The organism is Klebsiella sp. Q2, from assembly GCF_009900705.1.
In the GTDB taxonomy this organism is placed as follows: Bacteria; Pseudomonadota; Gammaproteobacteria; order Enterobacterales; family Enterobacteriaceae; genus Klebsiella; species Klebsiella quasipneumoniae.
On sequence record NZ_JAAABE010000003.1, the window covers coordinates 454441 to 474088 of the forward strand.

Here is a 19648-nt window from a genome sequence, read left to right on the forward strand (position 1 = left end):
ATTTACTCCTGCTTAATGAATTGAATATGCCGCGCCTGTGCCGCTTCGCGCGCCAGCGCGGTCACGATGCATTTGCGGTGGATAACCAGACGCCCCTGGCCCAGCTGCGCGACGTCGCGATAGCTCAGCACTGAACCTGCATGCAGGATCAGCGGCCGTCCGCGCTCGTCGGTGAATATCACCGGCAGGCGCGCCAGTTTTTTGAGCGGGATAACCGGCAGCAGCTGGCTGTGCAGGGTGAGCTGCACGCGGATGCCGAAAGCCAGCGCCTCGTGAATTTTCCGCGCCGCGGCATCGTCGGTTTCCGCATCCGCAAGCTGAGCCAGCAGCGGCAGGTCAACGAGCAGGATGCGCAGCGAGGCGTGCTGACAGAACAGCGCTGGACAGTCGGCATCACGGAGCTGCGCAACGCTCAGCGTCGCCGTGCTATGGGCGCGACGCTGCAGCCTGGAGACGATTTCCTCCACAATGCGCTGCAAAACTGCGCCGTTCATCGCGGGCCTACCAGCCGGGCAAAGGCCTGCGGATTATCGGCACCGGCGGCGTTGGCTTCATCGGTATCAATGTGCATTTCGAGGCGCATGTCCGGTGACACGCGAATCGCCACGTTGTCGAAAATCAGCCCGCGCTCGTCGCCTTCAATGGCCACGGAGACCCTGTCGCCATGAGAAACCCGCAGGATAAGCGCATCGAGCGGCGACATATGGATATGCCGCTGCGCGACGATAACCCCTGTCGAGAGTTCTAGCTCGCCAAAAGGGCTGACCAGACGGATGCCCGGCGTCCCTTTCAGGTTGCCGGACATTCTCAGCGGCGCCGCAATTCCCAGCGTTCTGGCATCGGTACGCGAGATTTCCACCTGACTTACCGAGCGCAGCGGGCCGAGCAGGCGCACATTTTTAAGCTGCCCCTTCGGCCCTACCAGGGTGACGGTTTGCTCCGCAGCGTACTGTCCCGGCTGCAGCAGCGCTTTTTTCTCGCTGATGGGATGACCGGGAAACAGGCGTTCATAATCCGACGCCGACAGGTGGATATGACGATTTGAAACCCCCAGCGGAATGGGCCGCAGACGCATCTCGTCGAGGACTTTACTGACCGTTGATTCGAGAAGCTGTTTATCCATTACGCTTCACCTCGCTTGCCGGGATGAATGCAAAGGGTGCGCGGCTCGCCCTTCTGGCGCGGACATTTTGGATCCAGGCACAGGTTGCAGCTCACCACGCCTTGTTGCTGGAGGGGCTCTTCTGCTGGCGCTTCAGAAACGACATCAGCCGTCTCTGACTCTTCAGGCTCAGGTTCCATGACGGAGGGTGGGGGAGCCTCTGCTGGCAGGATCCCTTCTCCGGGTCTGGCGATGACTTTATGAGCCACCAGACCGTTTCGCTGTTCGGCAAACTGTGCACCGGTGGTGATGGCCGCCTGTACTGAGGCCACATCACCGGTAATTTTAATGACCATCCAGCCTGAACCATTGGTCTTTTCGAGGGCGACCAGCGTGATAGAAGCGGATTTCGCCATGATATCGGCGCAGCTAATAGCCAGTGCCAGACCACAAACTTCAAGTAATCCCAGTGATTGCTTCACGCGGTGCTCCTTATTCGCCATCAATCAGGCTGATTTCGGTAAAATGGCCTCAACGTCGCTGTGCGGACGCGGGATCACGTGGCAGGATTTCACTTCACCCACCACGCTTGCCGCCGCGCTGCCCGCATCCACCGCCGCTTTGACCGCGCCGACATCGCCGCGAACCATGACGGTCACCAGACCCGAGCCAATTTTTTCGTAGCCGACCAGCTGCACGTTGGCCGATTTCACCATGGCATCGGCGGCTTCAATGGCGCCTACTAACCCTTTTGTTTCAACCAGTCCCAGTGCGTTATTCATACTGCTGTTCTCCTGTTGCTTAGCTATTCAGATCCCGGAAAGGGATCCCTTTGACCAGCCGTGCCGCGTTATTACCGGTGTTGCGGTGGGCCTGACTGTCCTGATGATGCATCAGCGTAAAAAGCGGCGCCGATGCGGGTAAATTCTTGTAGTGCACGACCAGCGTATGGCGATCGCAGGCGATGCCCACCAGCAGCGGCGAGCTGCGCGCCGCCTGCCAGGCGCTGTCCACGACATCCCCGGCCGGATGATGCTGGAGCAGGAAAGGAATGCCTTCCTCTTCGATACCCAGCAGCACTTCGCGCCACAAGCCGTCGCAGCCGTCGATGGCGGCGATCACAATAGCCGGGGCGGTGTGATTACTGTCCATGCGCAAACTCCTTATGCCAGGAGAGAATCAGACCGGTGGCCACCGCGTTTCTTGGGCCTTCGCTGCCGCGAATATTTCCTCGCCCGGCCACCAGCCGGTAGTGCGCCAGCGCATCGGTGACCAGCTGCGGGATCTCAAAATCGAGGGACGAGCCGCCCACCAGCACCACGAAGGGGATATCGCGAATGTTGCCGGTCGGGCTGACCTGGCGCAGCGCGCGCAGGGCGTTGGTGACAAAGACGCGCTCTTTGGCGCTGCGGCGAATGGCGCGCACTTTTTCCAGCACTAAGTCGCCGGGAAGCGGCACCAGTTCGTCCGGTTTCACCACGCAGACGCGGGCGAATACGGCGGGGGGCAGCGGCGTGGAGAAGAACTGCACGCTGCCGTCCTCGTGGCGCAGATGGAACAGACTTTCGACTTTCGCCAGTGAATATTTTTTGATCTCTTCCGCCAGGTAGCGATCCTCCAGCCCCAGCTCGCGGGCAATGATCATCGTCACCATATCGCCAGCTCCGGCGAGGTGAGTGGCGATGATTTCGCCTTTGGGGTTGATGATGGAGGCATCGGTGGAGCCTGCGCCCAGGTCGAGGATCGCCAGCGGACGCGTGGTGCCGGGGGTGGTCAGCGCGCCGAGAATGGCGGCTTCGGCCTCTGCGCCGCCGATCTGTACGTCGATATTGAGCTTCTGCTCGATCTCGCGGGCAATCATCGCCATCTGCAAACGGTCAGATTTCACCATGGAGGCGATGCCCACGGCCTGCTCCAGCGAGAACTCCCCGGCCAGACCGCCGGTGACGCTCACCGGAACCGAGGTGTCAACGGCCAGCAGATCCTGAATAAAAATCTCGCTGCTGGGCTTGTTGGTCAGCTCGGCCATGGTCTGGCGCACATGCTCCAGCATGCCGCCGATATTGGTCCCCGACTCGCCGGTGACGTTATCGAGTTTGCCGCAGCCGTCGACCGCTTTCATGATGGCTTCGGCGCCGGCGGCGACATCCACGCGCACGCTCCGGCCCTGGGCCAGCAGCTCAATGTTACCGGCGGGTATCGCGCGCGCTTTGACGTCACCGGATGGCGTTTTGACCACCACGGCGGAACGGTTGCCAATCAGCGCGCGAGCCATCGGCACGATGTTTTTCGTCTCATCGGCGTTGAGGTTAAATACGGTGGCGATGCCGTAGGGGTTAGAGAGCGTTTCGATGACCTTCCCCGGGACGGCGACCTCAATTGCCGCCAGCATCCCCAGCGGAATGCGGTCGATGTACAGCACTTCGTCAACGATCGGCAGCGGTTTTTCCAGCCGGTTGCTGACCAGCACGCCATCGTCACGTTGCAAAATGACGCCGGTAATCTGATATCCGGCGCGCAGGGAAGCGTTAATCACGCTGGCGATATCGGCAAAGTCAAACGCCGACGACACCACCAGGATATAGGGCGCGTCCGCCGGGCGGGTTAACAGCTCCTGCGGCGTAATGGTGATGCCCACGCCAAGCCCCGCGCCGCCGGGCGTTTTCGGGTTATGGCCGATCATGGTTGATTCGGTGATGATGGTTTCGGTAATGGTTTCCATCGCCACATCGCCAATCACCGGCGTGGCTTCGTTAATGCGGATGAGCGAAATATCGCTGACACTGATCCCCGCGCGCTTTGCGACCAGCGCGAGGGCCTCCTGAATGCCGAACACGTTACGCAACGTGCCTTTGATCCCGGTGGTTTCCGCCAGCGCGCTGTGCGTAATCGTCAGCGCGCCAGCCTCATTCAGGGTCGCCAGGGCGACTTCCGTCGATGAGTTGCCGATATCAATGCCAGCTATATATCGCATCACATGCCCCTGTAATTAATCGTCGCCCTTGAGTTTTTTACGCTCGACGTACAGCGTTGCCGCTTCGCGAACGAAAGCGGCGCAGATCTTCGCCTGGTAGCGGCTTTCGAGATCGTCGGCGATCGTCAGCAGCTCCTCTTTCGTCGAGCGATAGGGGCGGAGGGCGTTGTAGATTTCAAGAATGCGATCGTCCGGTACCGCGGTCAGTTCGGCGGCGCGTTCGAAGTTCATCGCCAACCGGTCGCGGCCCGCGTCCCTGGCGATAGAAGCCTGTAAGCGCAGCGTTTCCGGGGTAATACGCATATCCTGAGCGGTGACTTTATTGCTCAGCACGTTTTCCAGCGTAAAGTCGTCCAGCGTTTTATTGGTGGCGGTTTTCACCCATTCCGGGTGCTTGTTCGCCAGCGGGTAGTCGCTGACCTTTGCGCTACGGGACGCGCCGCCTGCCGCAGGAGCCGCCGTTGGCGCTTCGCCCTGCAGGCTGTTCATGCGGCTCAATACGTCCCGAACCATCGATTCAATTGCGTCGGTATTCATGGAGTTATCCTTTATCAAAGCGCCACGCGCAGTTCCTGCGGGTTTTTGCCCGTCACGACGTACTTGGTCTCTTTAATGTGCAAAATGGCAGATTTGGCCTGATACTTCGGGCGCGCCATCTGGTCATTCAGGGTCGGGACCGGCTGCGGCGATTCGCGTTTCGCATAGCGAGCGGCGTTCTTACCAATCTGACGATAGGTTTCCAGCGTCAGCAGCGGCGCCTGAGGGAACAGCTCCAGGTTAGAGAGCGGCGGTAGGCCCTGCTGATGGATAACGGTGGTGCCTTTTGACTGGATGCCGATAGAGATGCCGGAGCCGCTCAGGCGATTACCTTCAACCGCGACGAACGCCACGTCGGAAGATTTAAAGCAGCGAATCACGCGCGCTTTAATGCCTTCTTCTTCAATACCTGCGATGACTTCGCGCAGAATGCTCTTATGCGGTAAGCCGACGATATTGACGGTCTGCGCCAGGCCGAATGCCGGGCCGACGGCGATAATCACTTCGTCCTGCTGAGTGCCCTGACGCGCTTCGCCGACTTCCGTCAGGAAACCGTCGCCAGCAGGCGCGGTTGCCTGCGGCGCAGCCGAGGCCGCTGGCGCATTAAACGAGACGGGTTTATCGCTGCCTTTCATTTCGCTGAGCACTTCTTCAATTATCTGGCGCAGCAATTTTTCATTAATTTCCATTTCTCACCCCTTAATCAATCTCGTTGGGATCAAGAGCGCCAGGGATGTTTTTAATCTCTTCCCAGCGTTCGCCCTGCAGGCGATAACCCGTTGCCGGACCGGCATAGTCGTTAACGTCATTAACCGCAGAGAGCACCTGTCCGTCGCCGACGATAATGGCGGAGGTATGCAGATAGTCGCCGGTCAGCTTGGCCTTCTGGATGTTGAGCATGTCCTGGGCCACGTCGGTAAAACCGCCCTGCGCCAGCGCTTTAACGACTTCCAGACCGTTGCGGTTTTTATTGATGATTTCCTGGGCGAACTTGATGTCTTCGACGATGTTGCGCTCCGGCATATCTTTCGAACCGTGAGCGTAGGTTGCGGCTTCAACTTCTTCATCGGTAATCGGCGGCAGTCCCATTCCGGCAAACACGGCCTGCAGCGCGCGGGCGGCTTTGTTACGGATGGCGATAACGTCCTCTTCACGAACCGGACGCAGGCCGCCGTCCACTTTCAGGTCGCGCTGGATAACGTTGTAGTCGTCAAAGTCTTCCGCATCTTCGTTGGAACCGGCGAACATGTTGTCGTAGTTCGGCACCGCGGAATAACCGGAGGAGATAAAGTCAGTACCCGGCAGGAACTGCATCAGCAGGCGCGCGGTACGACGCATATCGGAGTGGGTGAAGGTCTGGTCGTTACTGGAGGCGCACTCCAGATCCAGCGACGAACAGATCAGGTTTTCCGCCAGCACAGCGCGAATGCCTGACGGCACCGCAGACGGTACGCCGATGCAGCTTACCGAGCCGTTTTGCAACCCCTGAACGCCGGCGGCTTTGGTGATGTAGATGCAGCGCGCTTCCAGATAAAGCATGGATTTGCCTTCGGCGTAGCCCATCTGCACTTCGGAGCCGGAGCCGGAGGTGAAGCGCATTTTCAGGCCGCGAGAGGCGTAGGAGGAGGCGAGGAAGCCCTTCGACCACGGGGTGTCGTCGCCGTCGGTAAAGACCGGTTCGGTACCGTAGACGGAGATGGTTTCGGCGTAGCAGGTGTGGCCCAGCATGCCGAGCTTGAGCTCGGTGGCTTCTTCCAGCGAGCACTGAGTCAGTACGCCCGGGCGGCCTACCTGCGAGCCGACCAGCAGCGCGATGGCGTTAAACGGCGCATAGCGCGCGACTGCAACCGTGGTTTCCTGTTCGTCAAATCCGCGCCATGCGCCTTCAGCGGCGTCGGCGGCAATCTGTACCGGGTTATCTTTAACGTTAGTGACGTGCGCCTGCTGAGACGGGGTACGGCGTGCGCGCATTTTCTGCATCGCCATCATCATCTCAACCACGTTCATATGCGAAACCACTTCGACAATTTTCGCCGGCGTCATCGCGGTGGTCAGCGGGACGATTTCGCTACGCTTAACGTTCGGATCGCAGAGCATGTTGGCCAGCTTGACCGAATCCATCGCCATCACTTCTTCGGCGCGGTTCAGGTTGATGCCGTAGCGGGCGATAAAGTGGTCGATCAGGTCAAAATCGCAAACCGGCTTTCCGTCCAGCTCAGTCACCGCGCCGTTAACGATTTTAATCGACGGTTTCGGGTCGTTCGGGCTTTCCATCGCGATAAAGCCTTCTTCGACCCACTCCTTAACGAAGCCGTCCTGATTCACAGGGCGTTTCGCCAGTGCTTCAAATCTTTTCGATCTCATGAATCAGCCTCGTGGGTATCAGATGTAGGACGGGCGATCGTTTTTCGGTTCAGAACCGAGGGTCGCAAGGACGGTTTTGCCGATTTCGCGGGCGGAGGTCACCGCCTGACGAACCGCGCCGGAGTCGCCGGAAATCACCAGAATGGCTTCGTTACTAAAGCTGGTGCCGTGCGCCGGAGAGCTGTACGCCACGACTTCAACGTTGGCTGACTTCAGGGCGGTATCGGCCATCAGTACGCCGACGGAAGCCGGAGCGCCGACGATAATGCCGCAGGCGCGGCCAATCGGGGCGCCGAACGCTTTTTCCAGGGCGTAGCTGGCGCGAGCGGTATACTGCAGCTCGATATGTCCGGCTTCGTTGCCATAAACATCACCGAAGGTGCGGTCCAGCTCTTTCAGCGCGACTTCGATACCGCGCTTAACGTCGGAAACGTCGTTGCCGCCTAAAATAATCAGCGAACCGTGGCCCGCCCCGCCTTTGGTATCACGCGGAAGCTCAATGCTGACCACTTCGGTGTTGGTGGCTTTCACCGCTTCGTCCGCCGCCATAATGTGCGGACCTGCGCCGGTGCGGGCGCCGAGAATGCCGATGGAGCGATAGCGCTTCTCAAGCTTCATCGCATCCAGCAGGGCGGTATCGACGTTCGCGATAACCAGGCCAAGGGTGTCGCCAATGGCGGTCCCGACAAATTCCGTTAAACTGCAGCTTTTTTCTGCCATAGCTGTCTCTCGTATTGGGTGGTTTTCAGTAGGGATGGCCTGCTGTTCCGGCGTTGCCACACGGGCAATCACCTGCGCCATGATCTGTTCAACCAGCTCATTGCTGCTCATTAGCTAATTCCCTTCGGTAAGATTTTTTCTACATCGGTGTGAGGGCGTGGGATGACGTGTACGGCTTTCACTTCACCCACGTTGCGTGCGGCGGCGGCACCTGCATCGGTAGCCGCTTTGACCGCGCCAACATCGCCGCGCACGATGACGGTTACCAGCCCGGAGCCAATCTTTTCATAGCCCACTAACATCACATTGGCTGACTTAACCATTGCATCAGCGGCCTCTATGGCTGCGGTTAAGCCTTTGGTTTCTACCATTCCTAGTGCTTCTTGTTGCATAAAGACCTCGCATGGAGTGATCCGATAGTTGGGACTATAAGAAGATGCGAGGAAAAAGAATGGCTGACTTCAATGTGATGGTGAAAAAATAGTGGGTATTGGATAATATAAAATTGTCTTTTATTTATTTAAGTGTTTGATGTTAATTAATATTTTTATTTGTTTTGATGTGATTATCTTGTTTTGTATATTCCATATTTACAAATTTGTTCATGACGATTTCAATTTTATCTGCTATGCGCGAGAAACTGATTTGTGATGTTTGTTGGAAAACGATGAGCTGGTTTTAGCAATATTTTTGCATGCCATGGTGGTGGCATAATGGCGAAAGCCGCGCGTGAGCAATGCAATTCTGCGTTATTTAATGACAATAATTTGTTATTGATGCCCGAATTTTCCGGAGGCTGCCGTCAGCAGGTTGCCAACAATTTGCGGACGGGAGTTCATATAGTGGTGCCCGTTGTACTCTACTGCCAGCAGGATGTTGGCTGGTCAGGACACGAACTCTGCTAAGAAGGTGTCATAATGAATGATTCGTTAAAAGCGCAATGTACCGCCGAGTTTCTGGGCACCGGGCTATTTTTGTTTTTTGGCATCGGCTGTCTGAGCGCGTTAAAGGTGGCGGGAGCCAGCCTCGGACTGTGGGAGATATGCATTATCTGGGGGCTGGGGATCTCGCTTGCCGTGTATCTGACTTCGGGGATCTCCGGCGGCCATCTCAACCCGGCGGTGACCGTCGCGTTATGGCTGTTTGCCTGCTTTCCCGGACGCAAAGTTTTCCCCTATATCGTTTCACAGGTTGCCGGCGCCTTTGGCGGCGCGGTGCTGGCCTATGTGCTGTACAGCACGATGTTTACCGAGTTTGAATCCGCCCACCATATCGCGCGCGGCAGCGTAGAGAGCCTGCAGCTGGCGAGTATTTTCAGCACCTACCCGGCGGCATCGCTGAGCATCTGGCATGCGGCGCTGGTTGAAGTGGTGATCACCTCCATGCTGATGGGGATGATTATGGCGCTGACCGACGACGGCAACGGCGTACCGAAAGGGCCGCTGGCCCCGCTGCTGATCGGCCTGCTGGTGGCGGTCATTGGCGCTTCAACCGGGCCGCTGACCGGCTTTGCAATGAATCCGGCGCGTGATTTTGGGCCGAAGCTGTTTACGTGGATGGCGGGTTGGGGCGATATCGCGATGACCGGCGGAAGGGATATACCGTACTTTATTGTGCCGATTATTGCGCCGCTGATCGGCGCCTGTCTCGGCGCGGCCATCTATCGTTATCTGATTGGTAATAATCTACCGTGTAATACCTGTAAATTAGAGGATTAATGCATCCGCTGAAATAGCGAAAAATTTTCATGAACCGGTATCACGAACTGGCTAAAAACGTCTCCCACGGATGGGAGACTTTTGCTATCGTAATATTCTTTTATCGTTGGCGGTAAATGATGATGAAAGGAAGTGAATATTAAAGAAATGTTTTATTTATAACAAAAAATTAACTGAGAGGTTTTATCATGATTTCTGCGAGCACACTGAACTCAGAACTCATTAATAAAATCGCACAGGATTTTGCGCAGGCCACCAGTCTGGCGGTTGTGGTTGTCAATATTCACGGTGATGAAATATCTGAACTGTTTAACTTCACCCCTTTCTGCCAGCTGATGCGCCAGCACCCCCAGCACAGCTCCCGCTGTCGCATGAGCGACCGCTGCGGCGGCCTCGAGGCCTCGAAAACCGATGCGCTCTGTATCTACCGCTGCCACGCCGGGTTAACCGATTTTTCCATTCCGCTGGTTATCGCCGGGCACCTTGTGGGCTTTGTGCTCTGCGGCCAGGTTCGTCTGAGCAACGATATCGAACTGGTGGACATCCTTAACGTGGATGACCGCTGGCAGGACGATCCGGCGCTGGTTCAGGCGTTCCGCGATGTGCCTGAGATGGACTATTCGCGGGTTATCGCCTCTGCGGATCTGCTCAAGCTGATCGTCGAGAATTGCCTGAAAAAACAGCTTAACTTCGTGGTTATCAAGGATAACCCGCCGCAGAACGACCCGGCGCAGAGCAGCCGGGCGGCCTCGCCGCACGATGGCAAAATGAAGAAGGCGCTGCGCTATATCGACGCGCATCTCTCTGATGAACTGCGTCTGGAGGAGGTGGCGGCGCACGTCTATCTCAGCCCGTACTACTTCAGCAAATTGTTTAAAAAATATCAGGGGATCGGCTTTAACGCCTGGGTCAATCAGCAGCGGATGGCGAGCGCAAAAGAGCTGCTTTGCCACAGCGACTGGAGCATTGCCAGCATTGCGCGGAATTTAGGTTTTTCGCAAACCAGCTATTTTTGTAAAGTGTTTCGCCAGACCTATCAGGTAACGCCGCAGGCGTTTCGTCAGCAAATTAATGCCGGATCACAAACTGAGTCATTTTAAATGACAATATTTTGCTATTGCCGATTTTTGATATCCCGGAGTATCTTCATCATTATAAAATGAAAAAAACGACAGTAGAGCAATAAATTGTCATAGCGCAACAAAATAATGATATTCGAGGGATAAACTACACCAGTTTTTATTTTTGTGATGGGATAGAGTGTCCGTTAATACGAGACCGATGATTATTCAAAACCGCTTCACTCCGCAGGCGTCATTCTGGCGGGGGATAAGGCGGTAAAAGTAAGCTTGAAACATTAACCGCCGATGCAGGGCGCATCGGCGAATAAAACCGACAGGTTCGACACCAGTTTGGTGTCAGGGAAGGGGGTGTCAATCCCCCGCAGCCCCCGCTGCTGTGATGCTGACGACCCCGTAAAAACCACTGATCGTAAGATTGGGAAGGGCGGGCGAGAACGAAGCTAAGCCAGAAGACCTGCCTGCCGGTAACAGACCAACAACTTCGGTGGGAAGTGGGTGGCTTAGCGGTGCGTGGTCGCAGGACCAGGCATGCGCGCAGCTATACTCTGACCACCTGAACAGGACAGGGTATGGCAACCAGGCGTGCGTTCATTCTTGCGGGTACCGGTAGCGGTTGTGGCAAAACCACCGTGACGCTCGGCCTGCTCAGCTTGCTCCAACAGCGCGGTTTGCGGGTGCAACCCTGTAAAGTGGGGCCAGACTATTTAGACACCGCCTGGCACACCGCCATCAGCGGCGTCGCCTCCCGCAATCTCGACAGCTTTATGCTTCCCGCCCCGATACTCAACGCGCTGTTTGCCGACCAGCTGCAGCAGGCCGATATCGCAGTCATTGAAGGGGTGATGGGCCTCTATGACGGCTACGGCACCGACCCCAACTACTGCAGCAGCGCGGCGATGGCCAAACAGCTTGGCTGCCCGGTGATTTTGCTGGTGGATGGCAAAGCGGTCTCGACCTCCATCGCCGCCACGGTGATGGGCTTTCAACATTTTGATCCGGCCCTCAATATCGCCGGCGTGATCGTTAATCGCGTCAACAGCGACACCCACTTCCAGCTGCTGAAAAGCGCCATTGAGCGCTACTGCCAGGCGCCGGTGCTCGGTTATGTGCCGCGCGTGGAAGGCGTGGCGCTGCCCGAGCGGCATCTGGGGCTGGTGACCGCCCGCGAGTCGGTGGTTAATCAACAGGCATGGCGGGATTTTGCCAGCCTGCTGGGGCGCACCCTCGACATCGACCGGCTGCTGTCCCTCAGCGAACTGGCGAACCTGCCGGCCGGCGAGTGGGGGGAGCAGCTTGCCGCCGACGCCGGCGAAGGGCTGACGCTGGCCCTCGCCGACGACGAGGCCTTCAATTTTTATTATCCCGATAACCTGGCGCTGCTGGTCCGCTGCGGCGTGAAGATCGTGCGCTTTAGCCCGCTGCGCGATCGCCAGCTGCCGGCCTGCCAGATGATCTGGCTTGGCGGCGGCTACCCGGAGCTGCACGCGACCGGCCTGTCTGCCAACCAGGAGATGCTGGCGCAGCTCCGCGCGGCGCACCGGCGCGGGGTGGCGATCTACGCCGAGTGCGGCGGCCTGATGTATCTGGGCTCCGCCCTGGAGGTCACCGGCGGCGAGCGCTATGCGATGGCGGATATCATTCCCGGCTACAGCCGGATGGGGACGCGTCTGACCCGGTTCGGCTACTGCGAAGCGCAGGCGCAGCAGCAGACGCTGCTGGCCGCCCCCGGCGAGTGGCTGCGCGGCCATGAATTTCATTACTCCGATTTTACTCCCGCCACCGCCGCCGTGCTGGCCTGCCGTAAACAGCGGGATGGCAAGACGCTTCAGCAGTGGCAGGGAGGATGGCAGTCCGGCAGCGCCTTTGCCAGCTATCTCCATGTCCATTTTGCCCAGCGACCCACCATGCTCAACCACTGGCTGCAGGCGGCAAGGAGGACGCTATGACTCTTCTCGCCTGGTGTGTGGCCTGGATACTCGATGTCGTCATTGGCGATCCGCCGCACTGGCCGCATCCGGTGCGCTGGATAGGTCGTCTGATCAACATCAGCCAGTGCGTGGTGCGGCGGGTCTGCCATAGCGAGCGGGCGCTGCGCATTGGCGGCGGGGTGATGTGGCTGGTGGTGACCGGCCTGACGTGGGCTGTGGCCTGGGGCGTACTGGCGCTGGCGCGCGGGATCCACCCCTGGCTGGGATGGCTGGTGGAGGTATGGATGATCTTCACCGTGCTGGCGGGGCGCTGTCTGGCGCAGTCGGCGCGGGACGTCGAGCGACCGCTGCGCGCGGGGGATCTGGCGGAAAGCCGTAGCAAGCTGTCGTGGATTGTCGGGCGCGACACCACACAGCTCCAGCCGCAGCAGATTAACCGCGCGGTGGTGGAAACCGTGGCGGAAAACACCGTCGACGGCATTATCGCGCCGCTCTTCTTCCTGCTGCTCGGCGGCGCGCCGCTGGCCATGGCCTATAAGGCGGTCAACACCCTCGATTCCATGGTCGGCTATAAGCACGAAAAATACCGGGCGATCGGCATGGTCAGCGCCCGTCTTGACGATGTGGCCAACTTCCTTCCCGCCCGGCTGAGCTGGCTGCTGCTTAGCCTCGCCGCCGTGGTATGTCGGGAAGATGGCGCCCGGGCGCTGCGGACGGGCTGGCGCGATCGCTATCAGCACAGCAGTCCTAACTGCGCCTGGCCGGAAGCGACCGTCGCCGGCGCGCTGGGGATCCGCCTTGGCGGCCCGAACGACTACTTCGGCCAGCGCGTTGAAAAACCCTGGATAGGCGACGCCGTCCGCGACATTGCGGTGGACGATATTTCCCGAACCATTCGATTGATGTGGGTGGCGTCAACCCTGGCGCTGGCGCTGTTTATCGGCCTGCGCTACTGGCTGGTCGGCGCGGCCTGAGGAGAACCTGATGCAGTACATACAACAACCGCAGGCGATTGAGGCGAAAAGCTTCGACATTATCAGCGAGATCATCGCCGAAACGCGACCGGACTACCGTTTCGCCAGCCCGCTGCACGAGGCGATTATCAAGCGGGTGATCCACACCACCGCTGACTTCGAGTGGCTGGATATTCTGTGGTTTTCTCCGGATGCCCTGATCGCTCTGAGCGAGGCGCTGAGCCGGCCCTGCACCCTGTATACCGATACCACCATGGCGCTGTCCGGGATCAACAAAACCCTGTTAGCCCGCTTTGGCGGCGAATGCCGCTGCTATATCAGCGACCCGCGGGTGGTGCGCGAGGCGCAAAGCCGGGGGATGACCCGCTCGATGGCGGCGGTGGATATTGCGGTGCAGGAGCCCGGGGAGAAAGTGTTTGTCTTTGGCAATGCGCCAACTGCGTTGTTTCGCCTGCTGGAACACCGCGAAACGGCCATCGGCGGCGTGGTGGGGGTGCCGGTCGGGTTCGTCGGCGCCGCGGAGTCGAAAGCGGCGCTCAGCGAGAGCGGCCTGCCGGCTATCGCTGCGCTCGGCCGCAAAGGGGGAAGCAACGTGGCGGCAGCAATTGTGAACGCCCTGCTGTACCACCTGCGGGAGGCGCGATGAGCGAGCAATCCTTCGACGCCCCGGTGTGGCACAACGGCAAAGCGCTGCGCAAAGGCTACACCACCGGCTCGTGCGCGACGGCGGCGGCTAAGGTGGCGGCGCTGATGGTGATGCGCCAGCACCTCATTCATCAGGTCTCCATTGTCACCCCTTCCGGCGTGACCCTGTGCCTTAACGTCGAATCGCCGCACGTCGAAGGGCAGCAGGCGATCGCCGCGATTCGTAAAGACGGCGGCGACGACGTTGACGCCACCCACGGGATGCTGATTTTCGCCCGCGTGACGCTCGACGACTCCGGCGAGATAACCCTGCGCGGCGGCGAAGGTATCGGCACAGTCACCCGCAAAGGGATCGGCCTGCCCATAGGCAGCCCGGCGATTAACCGCACCCCGCGGCACACCATCGAGTCGGCGGTGCGCGAGGCGATTGGCCCGTCGCGCGGGGCGACGGTAGAGATTTTCGCCCCGGAGGGCGAGGTGCGGGCGCAAAAAACCTATAACGCGCGGCTGGGGATCCTCGGCGGGATTTCGATTATCGGCACCACCGGGATCGTCACCCCGATGTCGGAAGAGAGCTGGAAGCGCTCGCTCTCCCTCGAGCTGGAGATCAAACGCGCCGCCGGACTGGAGCGCGTGGTGCTGGTGCCGGGGAACCACGGCGAGCGCTTCGTACGCGAGCAGATGGGCATCGACTCGCAGGTGGTGGTCACCATGAGCAACTTCGTCGGCTACATGATTGAAGAGGCCGTGCGCCTCGGGTTCCGTCAGATTGTGCTGATTGGCCATCCCGGCAAGTTGATTAAAGTCGCCGCCGGGATCTTCCATACCCACAGCCATATCGCCGATGCGCGCATGGAAACGCTGGTCGCGCATCTGGCGCTGCAGGGGGCACCGCTGGCGCTGCTGCAGCTGGTGAGCGAATGCGATACCACCGAAGCGGCGATGGAGCACATCGACGCGTACGATTTTCAGCCTATCTATAACCATCTTGCTGAACGCATCTGTCTGCGGGTGATGCAGATGCTGCGCTTTACCAAAGCGCCGCCCGTCTGCGACGCCATCATGTTCTCCTTTGATAACAAGGTCCTCGGCAGCAATCGGCCGATCGCCGAGATTGCGCGGGAGATGTCATGTTAACGGTGGTCGGCATGGGGCCGTCAGGCCTGCATCTTATGACGCCGGCGGCGCAAGATGCGGTCGCCAGCGCGGATGCGCTGGTAGGCGGTAAGCGGCATTTAGAGCAGTTCCCCGGATTTCGCGGCGAACGGTTTGCGCTGGGCGCCAATATTGCCGAACTGCTGGTCTGGCTCGGCGAACGCGTAGCGCAGAAGGTGGTGGTGCTGGCCTCAGGCGACCCGCTCTTTTACGGCATCGGCACGCGGCTGATCGCCCACTTTGGCATCGAGCGCGTGCGCATTATCCCCGGCATCAGCGCGGTGCAGTATCTCTGCGCGAAGGCCGGTATCGATATGAACGATATCTGGCTGACCAGCAGCCACGGACGGGACGTCTGTTTTGATGAGCTGGCGCGCCAGCGCAAGGTGGCGATGGTGACCGACGGGCGCTGCGGGCCGCGGGAAATCGCCGCCCAGCTGGCGGCGCGGGGTAAAGGGTATCGCTGGATGGTGATCGGCGAAAATCTGGCGATGGATAACGAGCGGATCCACTGGCTACCGGTCAGTGAGGTCGATGCCGAATATGAGATGAACGCGGTGGTGATCCTCGATGAAAGATGAGCTTTTTCTGCGCGGCGAGAAGGTGCCGATGACCAAAGAGGCGGTTCGCGCGCTGGCGCTGGCCAAACTTGAGCTACACCGGGCAAGCCACTTGATTGATATCGGCGCCGGTACCGGCAGCGTGTCGATTGAGGCGGCGCTGCAGTATCCCTCTTTGCAGGTAACCGCCATCGAACGCAACCCCGCGGCTCTCCGGCTGCTGGACGAAAACCGCCAGCATTTCGCCTGCGGCAATATTGAGATCCTGCCCGGCGAAGCGCCGATGGTGATGACCGAACGCGCCGACGCCATTTTTATGGGCGGCAGCGGCGGCCGCCTCGACGAGCTCATTGACTGGTCGTGGCAGCAGCTCTATCCCGGTGGCCGTCTGGTGATGACTTTTATCCTGCAGGAGAACCTGAATGCGGCTCTCGACTATCTGCAGCAGCGGGGGATTACACAGATTGATTGCCTGCAGCTGAACGTCTCATCGCTGACCACGCTGGGCAGCGGCCACTACTTCAAACCCCATAATCCCGTTTTTGTCATCGCCTGTCAGAAGGAAGGAAACCATGGCTGAGACTTTTGATCCCCATTGCGTGTGGTTCGTCGGCGCCGGTCCTGGCGATCGCGAACTGATTACTCTCAAAGGCTACCGTCTGCTGCAGCAGGCGCAGGTGGTGATCTACGCCGGGTCGCTGATCAACACCGAGCTGCTGGCCTACTGTCCGCCACAGGCGGAGTGTCACGACAGCGCCGCGCTGCATCTGGAGCAGATCCTCGATCTGATGGAAGCGGGCGTGAAGGCGGGAAAAACAGTGGTGCGCCTGCAGACGGGGGACGTCTCGCTGTACGGCTCGGTGCGCGAGCAGGGCGAAGAGCTGACCCGCCGCGGGATCCGCTGGCAGGTGGTGCCGGGCGTCAGCGCCTTCCTCGGCGCGGCGGCGGAGCTGGGGGTGGAATATACGGTGCCCGAGGTATCGCAAAGTCTGATTATTACCCGTCTGGAAGGGCGCACGCCGGTTCCTGCGCGCGAACAGCTGGAGGCCTTTGCCAGCCACCAGACCTCGATGGCGATTTACCTTTCCGTGCAGCGTATTCACCGGGTGGCGGAGCGGCTGGTGGAGGGCGGCTACCCGGCGACCACCCCGGTCGCGGTGATCTATAAGGCCACCTGGCCGGAAAGCCAGACCGTCCGCGGAACCCTTGCGGACATCGGCGATAAGGTACGCGACGCCGGGATCCGCAAAACGGCGCTGATCCTCGTCGGTCCCTTCCTCGGCGATGAGTATCACTACTCCAAACTGTACGCAGCGGATTTTAGCCATGAATACCGTAAAGCCTGAATCCATTGCCCTGTTTTGCCTGACGCCCGGCGGCGTGCGGCTGGCAAAAAGGCTGGCGGCGATGCTGCCGCTCACCTGCTACACCAGCGAGGCGCTGCAGGAGGAGGGGTTTATCCCCTTCAACGGCGGCTTTGCCAGCGCTGCCCGCGAGGCGTTCAGCAGCTTTTCGGCGCTGATTTTTATCGGCGCCACCGGGATTGCCGTGCGGGTGCTGGCCCCGCTGGTGAATGACAAGCTCAGCGACCCGGCGGTGGTGGTGATTGATGAGCGCGCCCGGCACGTCATCAGCCTGCTCTCCGGCCATGCCGGGGGGGCGAATGCCCTGACCCGCTATCTCGCCGGGATGCTCGGCGCCGACCCGGTGATCACCACCGCAACCGACGTCAACGAGTTGGCCGCCCTCGACACACTGGCTGTTGAGCTGAACGCCCGGATGACCGATTTTCGCGCGACGGTGAAAACCGTCAATCAGATGCTGGTGAGCGGTAAGCGGGTGGGACTGTGGTGCGACGCTGAATTTACCGAGGCGCTAAGCCGCTGCGACCAGCGCGGCTTTATTCCGGTGAGGAACCTTACGCGCTTGCCGTCGCTCGACGCGCTGATCTGCATCACCCTGCGCCGGTCGCTGCCGCCGCTGCCGATACCTCACTGGAAGCTGGTGCCCCAGCGGGTGGTGGCGGGGATCGGCTGCCGGCGCGACACCCCCTGCGCGCTGCTCAGTACGCTGCTGGAGCGCCAGCTTGCCGCCCAGCGCCTTGACCCACTGGCGTTGAAAGCGATCGGCAGCGTGAGCCTGAAGGCAAACGAGCCGGGGCTCCGCCAGCTGGCTCATCGCTGCCGGGTGCCGTTCGAAACCTTCAGCGCCGAGGCGCTGCGCGAGCACGAGCACCGCTTTCCGGCCTCGTCTTTTGTCCGGGAGACGGTCGGCGTCGGCAGCGTCTCCGGCCCGGTGGCCTGGCTGCTGAGTCAGGGGAACCTGTCCGGCGAAACCCTGCGCGAGCAGGGCGTGACCATTACTTTGGGAGTTTCACACTGATGTTAAGCGTAATCGGAATTGGCCCTGGCTCGCAGTCCATGATGACCATGGAGGCCATTGAAGCGCTGCAGGCGGCTGAAATCGTCGTTGGCTATAAGACCTACACGCACCTGGTGAAAGCCTTTACCGGCGATAAGCAGGTGATCAAAACCGGGATGTGCAAAGAGATTGAGCGCTGCCAGGCGGCGATTGAGCTGGCGCAGGCCGGGCATAACGTGGCGCTGATCAGCAGCGGCGATGCCGGCATCTACGGCATGGCGGGGTTGGTGCTGGAGCTGGTTAATAAGCAGCGGCTGGACATTGAGGTCCGCCTGATCCCGGGGATGACGGCCAGTATCGCCGCCGCCTCGCTGCTCGGCGCGCCGCTGATGCATGATTTCTGCCATATCAGCCTCAGCGACCTGCTGACGCCGTGGTCGGTGATTGAAAAACGCATTGTCGCCGCCGGGGAAGCGGACTTCGTTATCTGTTTTTACAACCCCCGCAGCCGCGGCCGCGAAGGGCATCTGGCGCGCGCCTTTGCGCTGCTGGCGGCCAGCAAAAGCGCGGATACGCCGGTTGGCGTGGTCAAATCCGCCGGGCGTAAAAAGCAGGAGAAATGGCTGACCACCCTCGGGGAGATGGATTTCGCCCCGGTGGATATGACCAGCCTGGTGATCGTCGGCAACAAAGCGACATACATCGATAACGGTCTGATGATTACCCCGCGAGGCTACGCGCTGTGAACCACGGCGACGTGCTGGTTATCGGGGGCACCAGCGATGCGCGGGCGATCTGCCAGCAGCTGGACGCCGCCGGCGTGCGCTACACCCTGTCGGTGGCGACGCCCACCGGTCAGCAGCTGGCCGGCGCTATCCGTGGCCAGATACGCTGCGGGCGCATGGAGTGGCAGCAGATGGCGGAGTGGCTGAAGGCGCAACGCACCCGCTGGGTAATCGACGCCTCTCACCCCTACGCCGAGGTGGTCAGCGAGAATATTGTACGCGCCTGCGCCAGCGTCGGAGTCTTGCTCAGCCGCTATCAAAGGCCGGAGCAGCTGAGCGATCTGCGCCATCCGCTTCTTCACGTCGTCGGCGATCTGAACGAGGCCTGCGCGGTAGCCCATCGCCTCGGCGAGCGGATCCTGCTGACCACCGGCAGCAAAGATCTGGCGGCCTGGCGGGCGGGGCTGGCGGAGAAAACGCTGCTTGCCCGGGTGCTGCCGGTGCCGGAGGTAGTTCAGCACTGCAGCGAACTGGGATTTGGCGTGGGGGAGATCTTTGCCCTCTGCGGGCCGTTCAGCGCTGAATTTAACGCCGCCTTTTATCGCCAGTGCCGGGCCGACGTCGTGGTGACGAAAGCCTCGGGGGCGGAAGGGGGCTATCAGGAAAAAGTACAACCCTGTCTCGATGCGGGGATCCCCTGCATCGTCATTACCCGTCCGGCGCCGCTGGTGACGGGCGATGAATTACTGCAAAGCCAGGCCGATTTCGCTGCGCGGCTGACGCGCTGGCTGTCGGCGACTTGA

General features: G+C 60.0%; 23 protein-coding genes and 1 riboswitch. Of the genes, 12 read left to right on the forward strand and 11 right to left on the reverse strand.

Translation table 11 applies throughout. The annotated features are described in order from the left end of the window. Window positions 1-2: 2 nt before the first annotated feature. Genes pduM through pduA form a run of 11 tightly spaced genes read right to left on the reverse strand, consistent with a single transcriptional unit; the run spans window position 3 to window position 8089 of the window. Window positions 3-494: a microcompartment protein PduM gene (pduM, locus tag GT756_RS13935; protein ID WP_043520838.1), complete on the reverse strand. Its 492-nt coding sequence runs from the start codon at window positions 492-494 to the stop codon at window positions 3-5. Next, a complete protein-coding gene (locus GT756_RS13940; protein WP_023319059.1) occupies window positions 491-1123 on the reverse strand; it encodes a phosphate propanoyltransferase in 633 nt (210 codons plus the stop codon). Before GT756_RS13940 ends, pduM begins: the two co-directional genes overlap by 4 nt. Continuing rightward, a complete protein-coding gene (locus tag GT756_RS13945; RefSeq protein ID WP_085955473.1) occupies window positions 1123-1605 on the reverse strand; it encodes a BMC domain-containing protein in 483 nt (160 codons plus the stop codon). The genes GT756_RS13940 and GT756_RS13945 overlap by 1 nt, the downstream gene beginning before the upstream one ends. Window positions 1606-1608: 3 nt before the next feature. Next, entirely contained in the window at window positions 1609-1884 is a 276-nt protein-coding gene (gene pduJ / locus GT756_RS13950) for a propanediol utilization microcompartment protein PduJ (RefSeq protein WP_001057755.1), read from the reverse strand. A gap of 19 nt (window positions 1885-1903) precedes the next feature. Then, window positions 1904-2254, reverse strand: coding sequence for a propanediol dehydratase reactivase beta subunit PduH (gene pduH / locus GT756_RS13955; protein WP_048295506.1), 351 nt, complete (start codon window positions 2252-2254; stop codon window positions 1904-1906). Beyond that, complete coding sequence (gene pduG / locus GT756_RS13960) at window positions 2244-4076, reverse strand: propanediol dehydratase reactivase alpha subunit PduG (protein WP_135699192.1); 1833 nt, start codon at window positions 4074-4076, stop codon at window positions 2244-2246. The genes pduH and pduG overlap by 11 nt, the downstream gene beginning before the upstream one ends. Window positions 4077-4091: 15 nt before the next feature. Continuing rightward, a complete protein-coding gene (gene pduE / locus GT756_RS13965) occupies window positions 4092-4613 on the reverse strand; it encodes a propanediol dehydratase small subunit PduE (protein ID WP_160124849.1) in 522 nt (173 codons plus the stop codon). A 14-nt stretch (window positions 4614-4627) separates the two neighbouring features. Further along, entirely contained in the window at window positions 4628-5302 is a 675-nt protein-coding gene (gene pduD / locus GT756_RS13970) for a propanediol dehydratase medium subunit PduD (protein WP_108450876.1), read from the reverse strand. 10 nt (window positions 5303-5312) lie between these two features. Beyond that, window positions 5313-6977: a propanediol dehydratase large subunit PduC gene (pduC, locus tag GT756_RS13975; protein ID WP_160124850.1), complete on the reverse strand. Its 1665-nt coding sequence runs from the start codon at window positions 6975-6977 to the stop codon at window positions 5313-5315. Between the two features lie 18 nt (window positions 6978-6995). Beyond that, on the reverse strand, window positions 6996-7808 hold the full coding sequence (gene pduB, locus GT756_RS13980; protein ID WP_004105122.1) for a propanediol utilization microcompartment protein PduB: 813 nt from the start codon (window positions 7806-7808) through the stop codon (window positions 6996-6998). Further along, a complete protein-coding gene (pduA, locus tag GT756_RS13985; RefSeq protein WP_003030255.1) occupies window positions 7808-8089 on the reverse strand; it encodes a propanediol utilization microcompartment protein PduA in 282 nt (93 codons plus the stop codon). The genes pduB and pduA overlap by 1 nt, the downstream gene beginning before the upstream one ends. A 525-nt stretch (window positions 8090-8614) precedes the next feature. Here pduA and pduF point away from each other — a divergent pair. The 12 genes from pduF to GT756_RS14045 all read left to right on the forward strand — a co-directional run bounded on the left by pduF (window position 8615) and on the right by GT756_RS14045 (window position 19648). Beyond that, the gene (gene pduF / locus GT756_RS13990) at window positions 8615-9415 is read left to right on the forward strand and encodes a propanediol diffusion facilitator PduF (protein ID WP_004105118.1); all 801 of its coding nucleotides are present in this window, start codon (window positions 8615-8617) and stop codon (window positions 9413-9415) included. A gap of 188 nt (window positions 9416-9603) precedes the next feature. Further along, complete coding sequence (pocR, locus tag GT756_RS13995) at window positions 9604-10515, forward strand: regulatory protein PocR (RefSeq protein WP_004205486.1); 912 nt, start codon at window positions 9604-9606, stop codon at window positions 10513-10515. 280 nt (window positions 10516-10795) lie between these two features. Continuing rightward, window positions 10796-10974, forward strand: a riboswitch (cobalamin riboswitch). Window positions 10975-11066: 92 nt separating this feature from the next. Next, window positions 11067-12443, forward strand: a complete 1377-nt coding sequence (locus GT756_RS14000; protein ID WP_135699186.1) for a cobyrinate a,c-diamide synthase — start codon at window positions 11067-11069, stop codon at window positions 12441-12443. Beyond that, window positions 12440-13399 (forward strand): adenosylcobinamide-phosphate synthase CbiB, encoded by a 960-nt coding sequence (cbiB, locus tag GT756_RS14005; protein ID WP_048295502.1) that lies wholly within the window; start codon window positions 12440-12442, stop codon window positions 13397-13399. Before GT756_RS14000 ends, cbiB begins: the two co-directional genes overlap by 4 nt. 10 nt (window positions 13400-13409) lie before the next feature. Then, window positions 13410-14045, forward strand: a complete 636-nt coding sequence (locus GT756_RS14010; protein ID WP_069602797.1) for a cobalt-precorrin-8 methylmutase — start codon at window positions 13410-13412, stop codon at window positions 14043-14045. Then, entirely contained in the window at window positions 14042-15181 is a 1140-nt protein-coding gene (gene cbiD / locus GT756_RS14015; RefSeq protein ID WP_135699184.1) for a cobalt-precorrin-5B (C(1))-methyltransferase CbiD, read from the forward strand. Before GT756_RS14010 ends, cbiD begins: the two co-directional genes overlap by 4 nt. Further along, window positions 15175-15780: a cobalt-precorrin-7 (C(5))-methyltransferase gene (locus GT756_RS14020; RefSeq protein WP_023319049.1), complete on the forward strand. Its 606-nt coding sequence runs from the start codon at window positions 15175-15177 to the stop codon at window positions 15778-15780. The genes cbiD and GT756_RS14020 overlap by 7 nt, the downstream gene beginning before the upstream one ends. Continuing rightward, window positions 15770-16339 (forward strand): decarboxylating cobalt-precorrin-6B (C(15))-methyltransferase, encoded by a 570-nt coding sequence (locus GT756_RS14025; protein WP_023319048.1) that lies wholly within the window; start codon window positions 15770-15772, stop codon window positions 16337-16339. The genes GT756_RS14020 and GT756_RS14025 overlap by 11 nt, the downstream gene beginning before the upstream one ends. Then, entirely contained in the window at window positions 16332-17105 is a 774-nt protein-coding gene (locus GT756_RS14030) for a cobalt-precorrin-4 methyltransferase (RefSeq protein WP_004149602.1), read from the forward strand. The genes GT756_RS14025 and GT756_RS14030 overlap by 8 nt, the downstream gene beginning before the upstream one ends. Continuing rightward, complete coding sequence (gene cbiG, locus GT756_RS14035; protein ID WP_004205497.1) at window positions 17086-18141, forward strand: cobalt-precorrin 5A hydrolase; 1056 nt, start codon at window positions 17086-17088, stop codon at window positions 18139-18141. Before GT756_RS14030 ends, cbiG begins: the two co-directional genes overlap by 20 nt. Beyond that, window positions 18141-18866, forward strand: a complete 726-nt coding sequence (locus tag GT756_RS14040; RefSeq protein WP_070183165.1) for a precorrin-3B C(17)-methyltransferase — start codon at window positions 18141-18143, stop codon at window positions 18864-18866. The genes cbiG and GT756_RS14040 overlap by 1 nt, the downstream gene beginning before the upstream one ends. Continuing rightward, a complete protein-coding gene (locus GT756_RS14045; RefSeq protein ID WP_122542438.1) occupies window positions 18863-19648 on the forward strand; it encodes a cobalt-precorrin-6A reductase in 786 nt (261 codons plus the stop codon). Before GT756_RS14040 ends, GT756_RS14045 begins: the two co-directional genes overlap by 4 nt.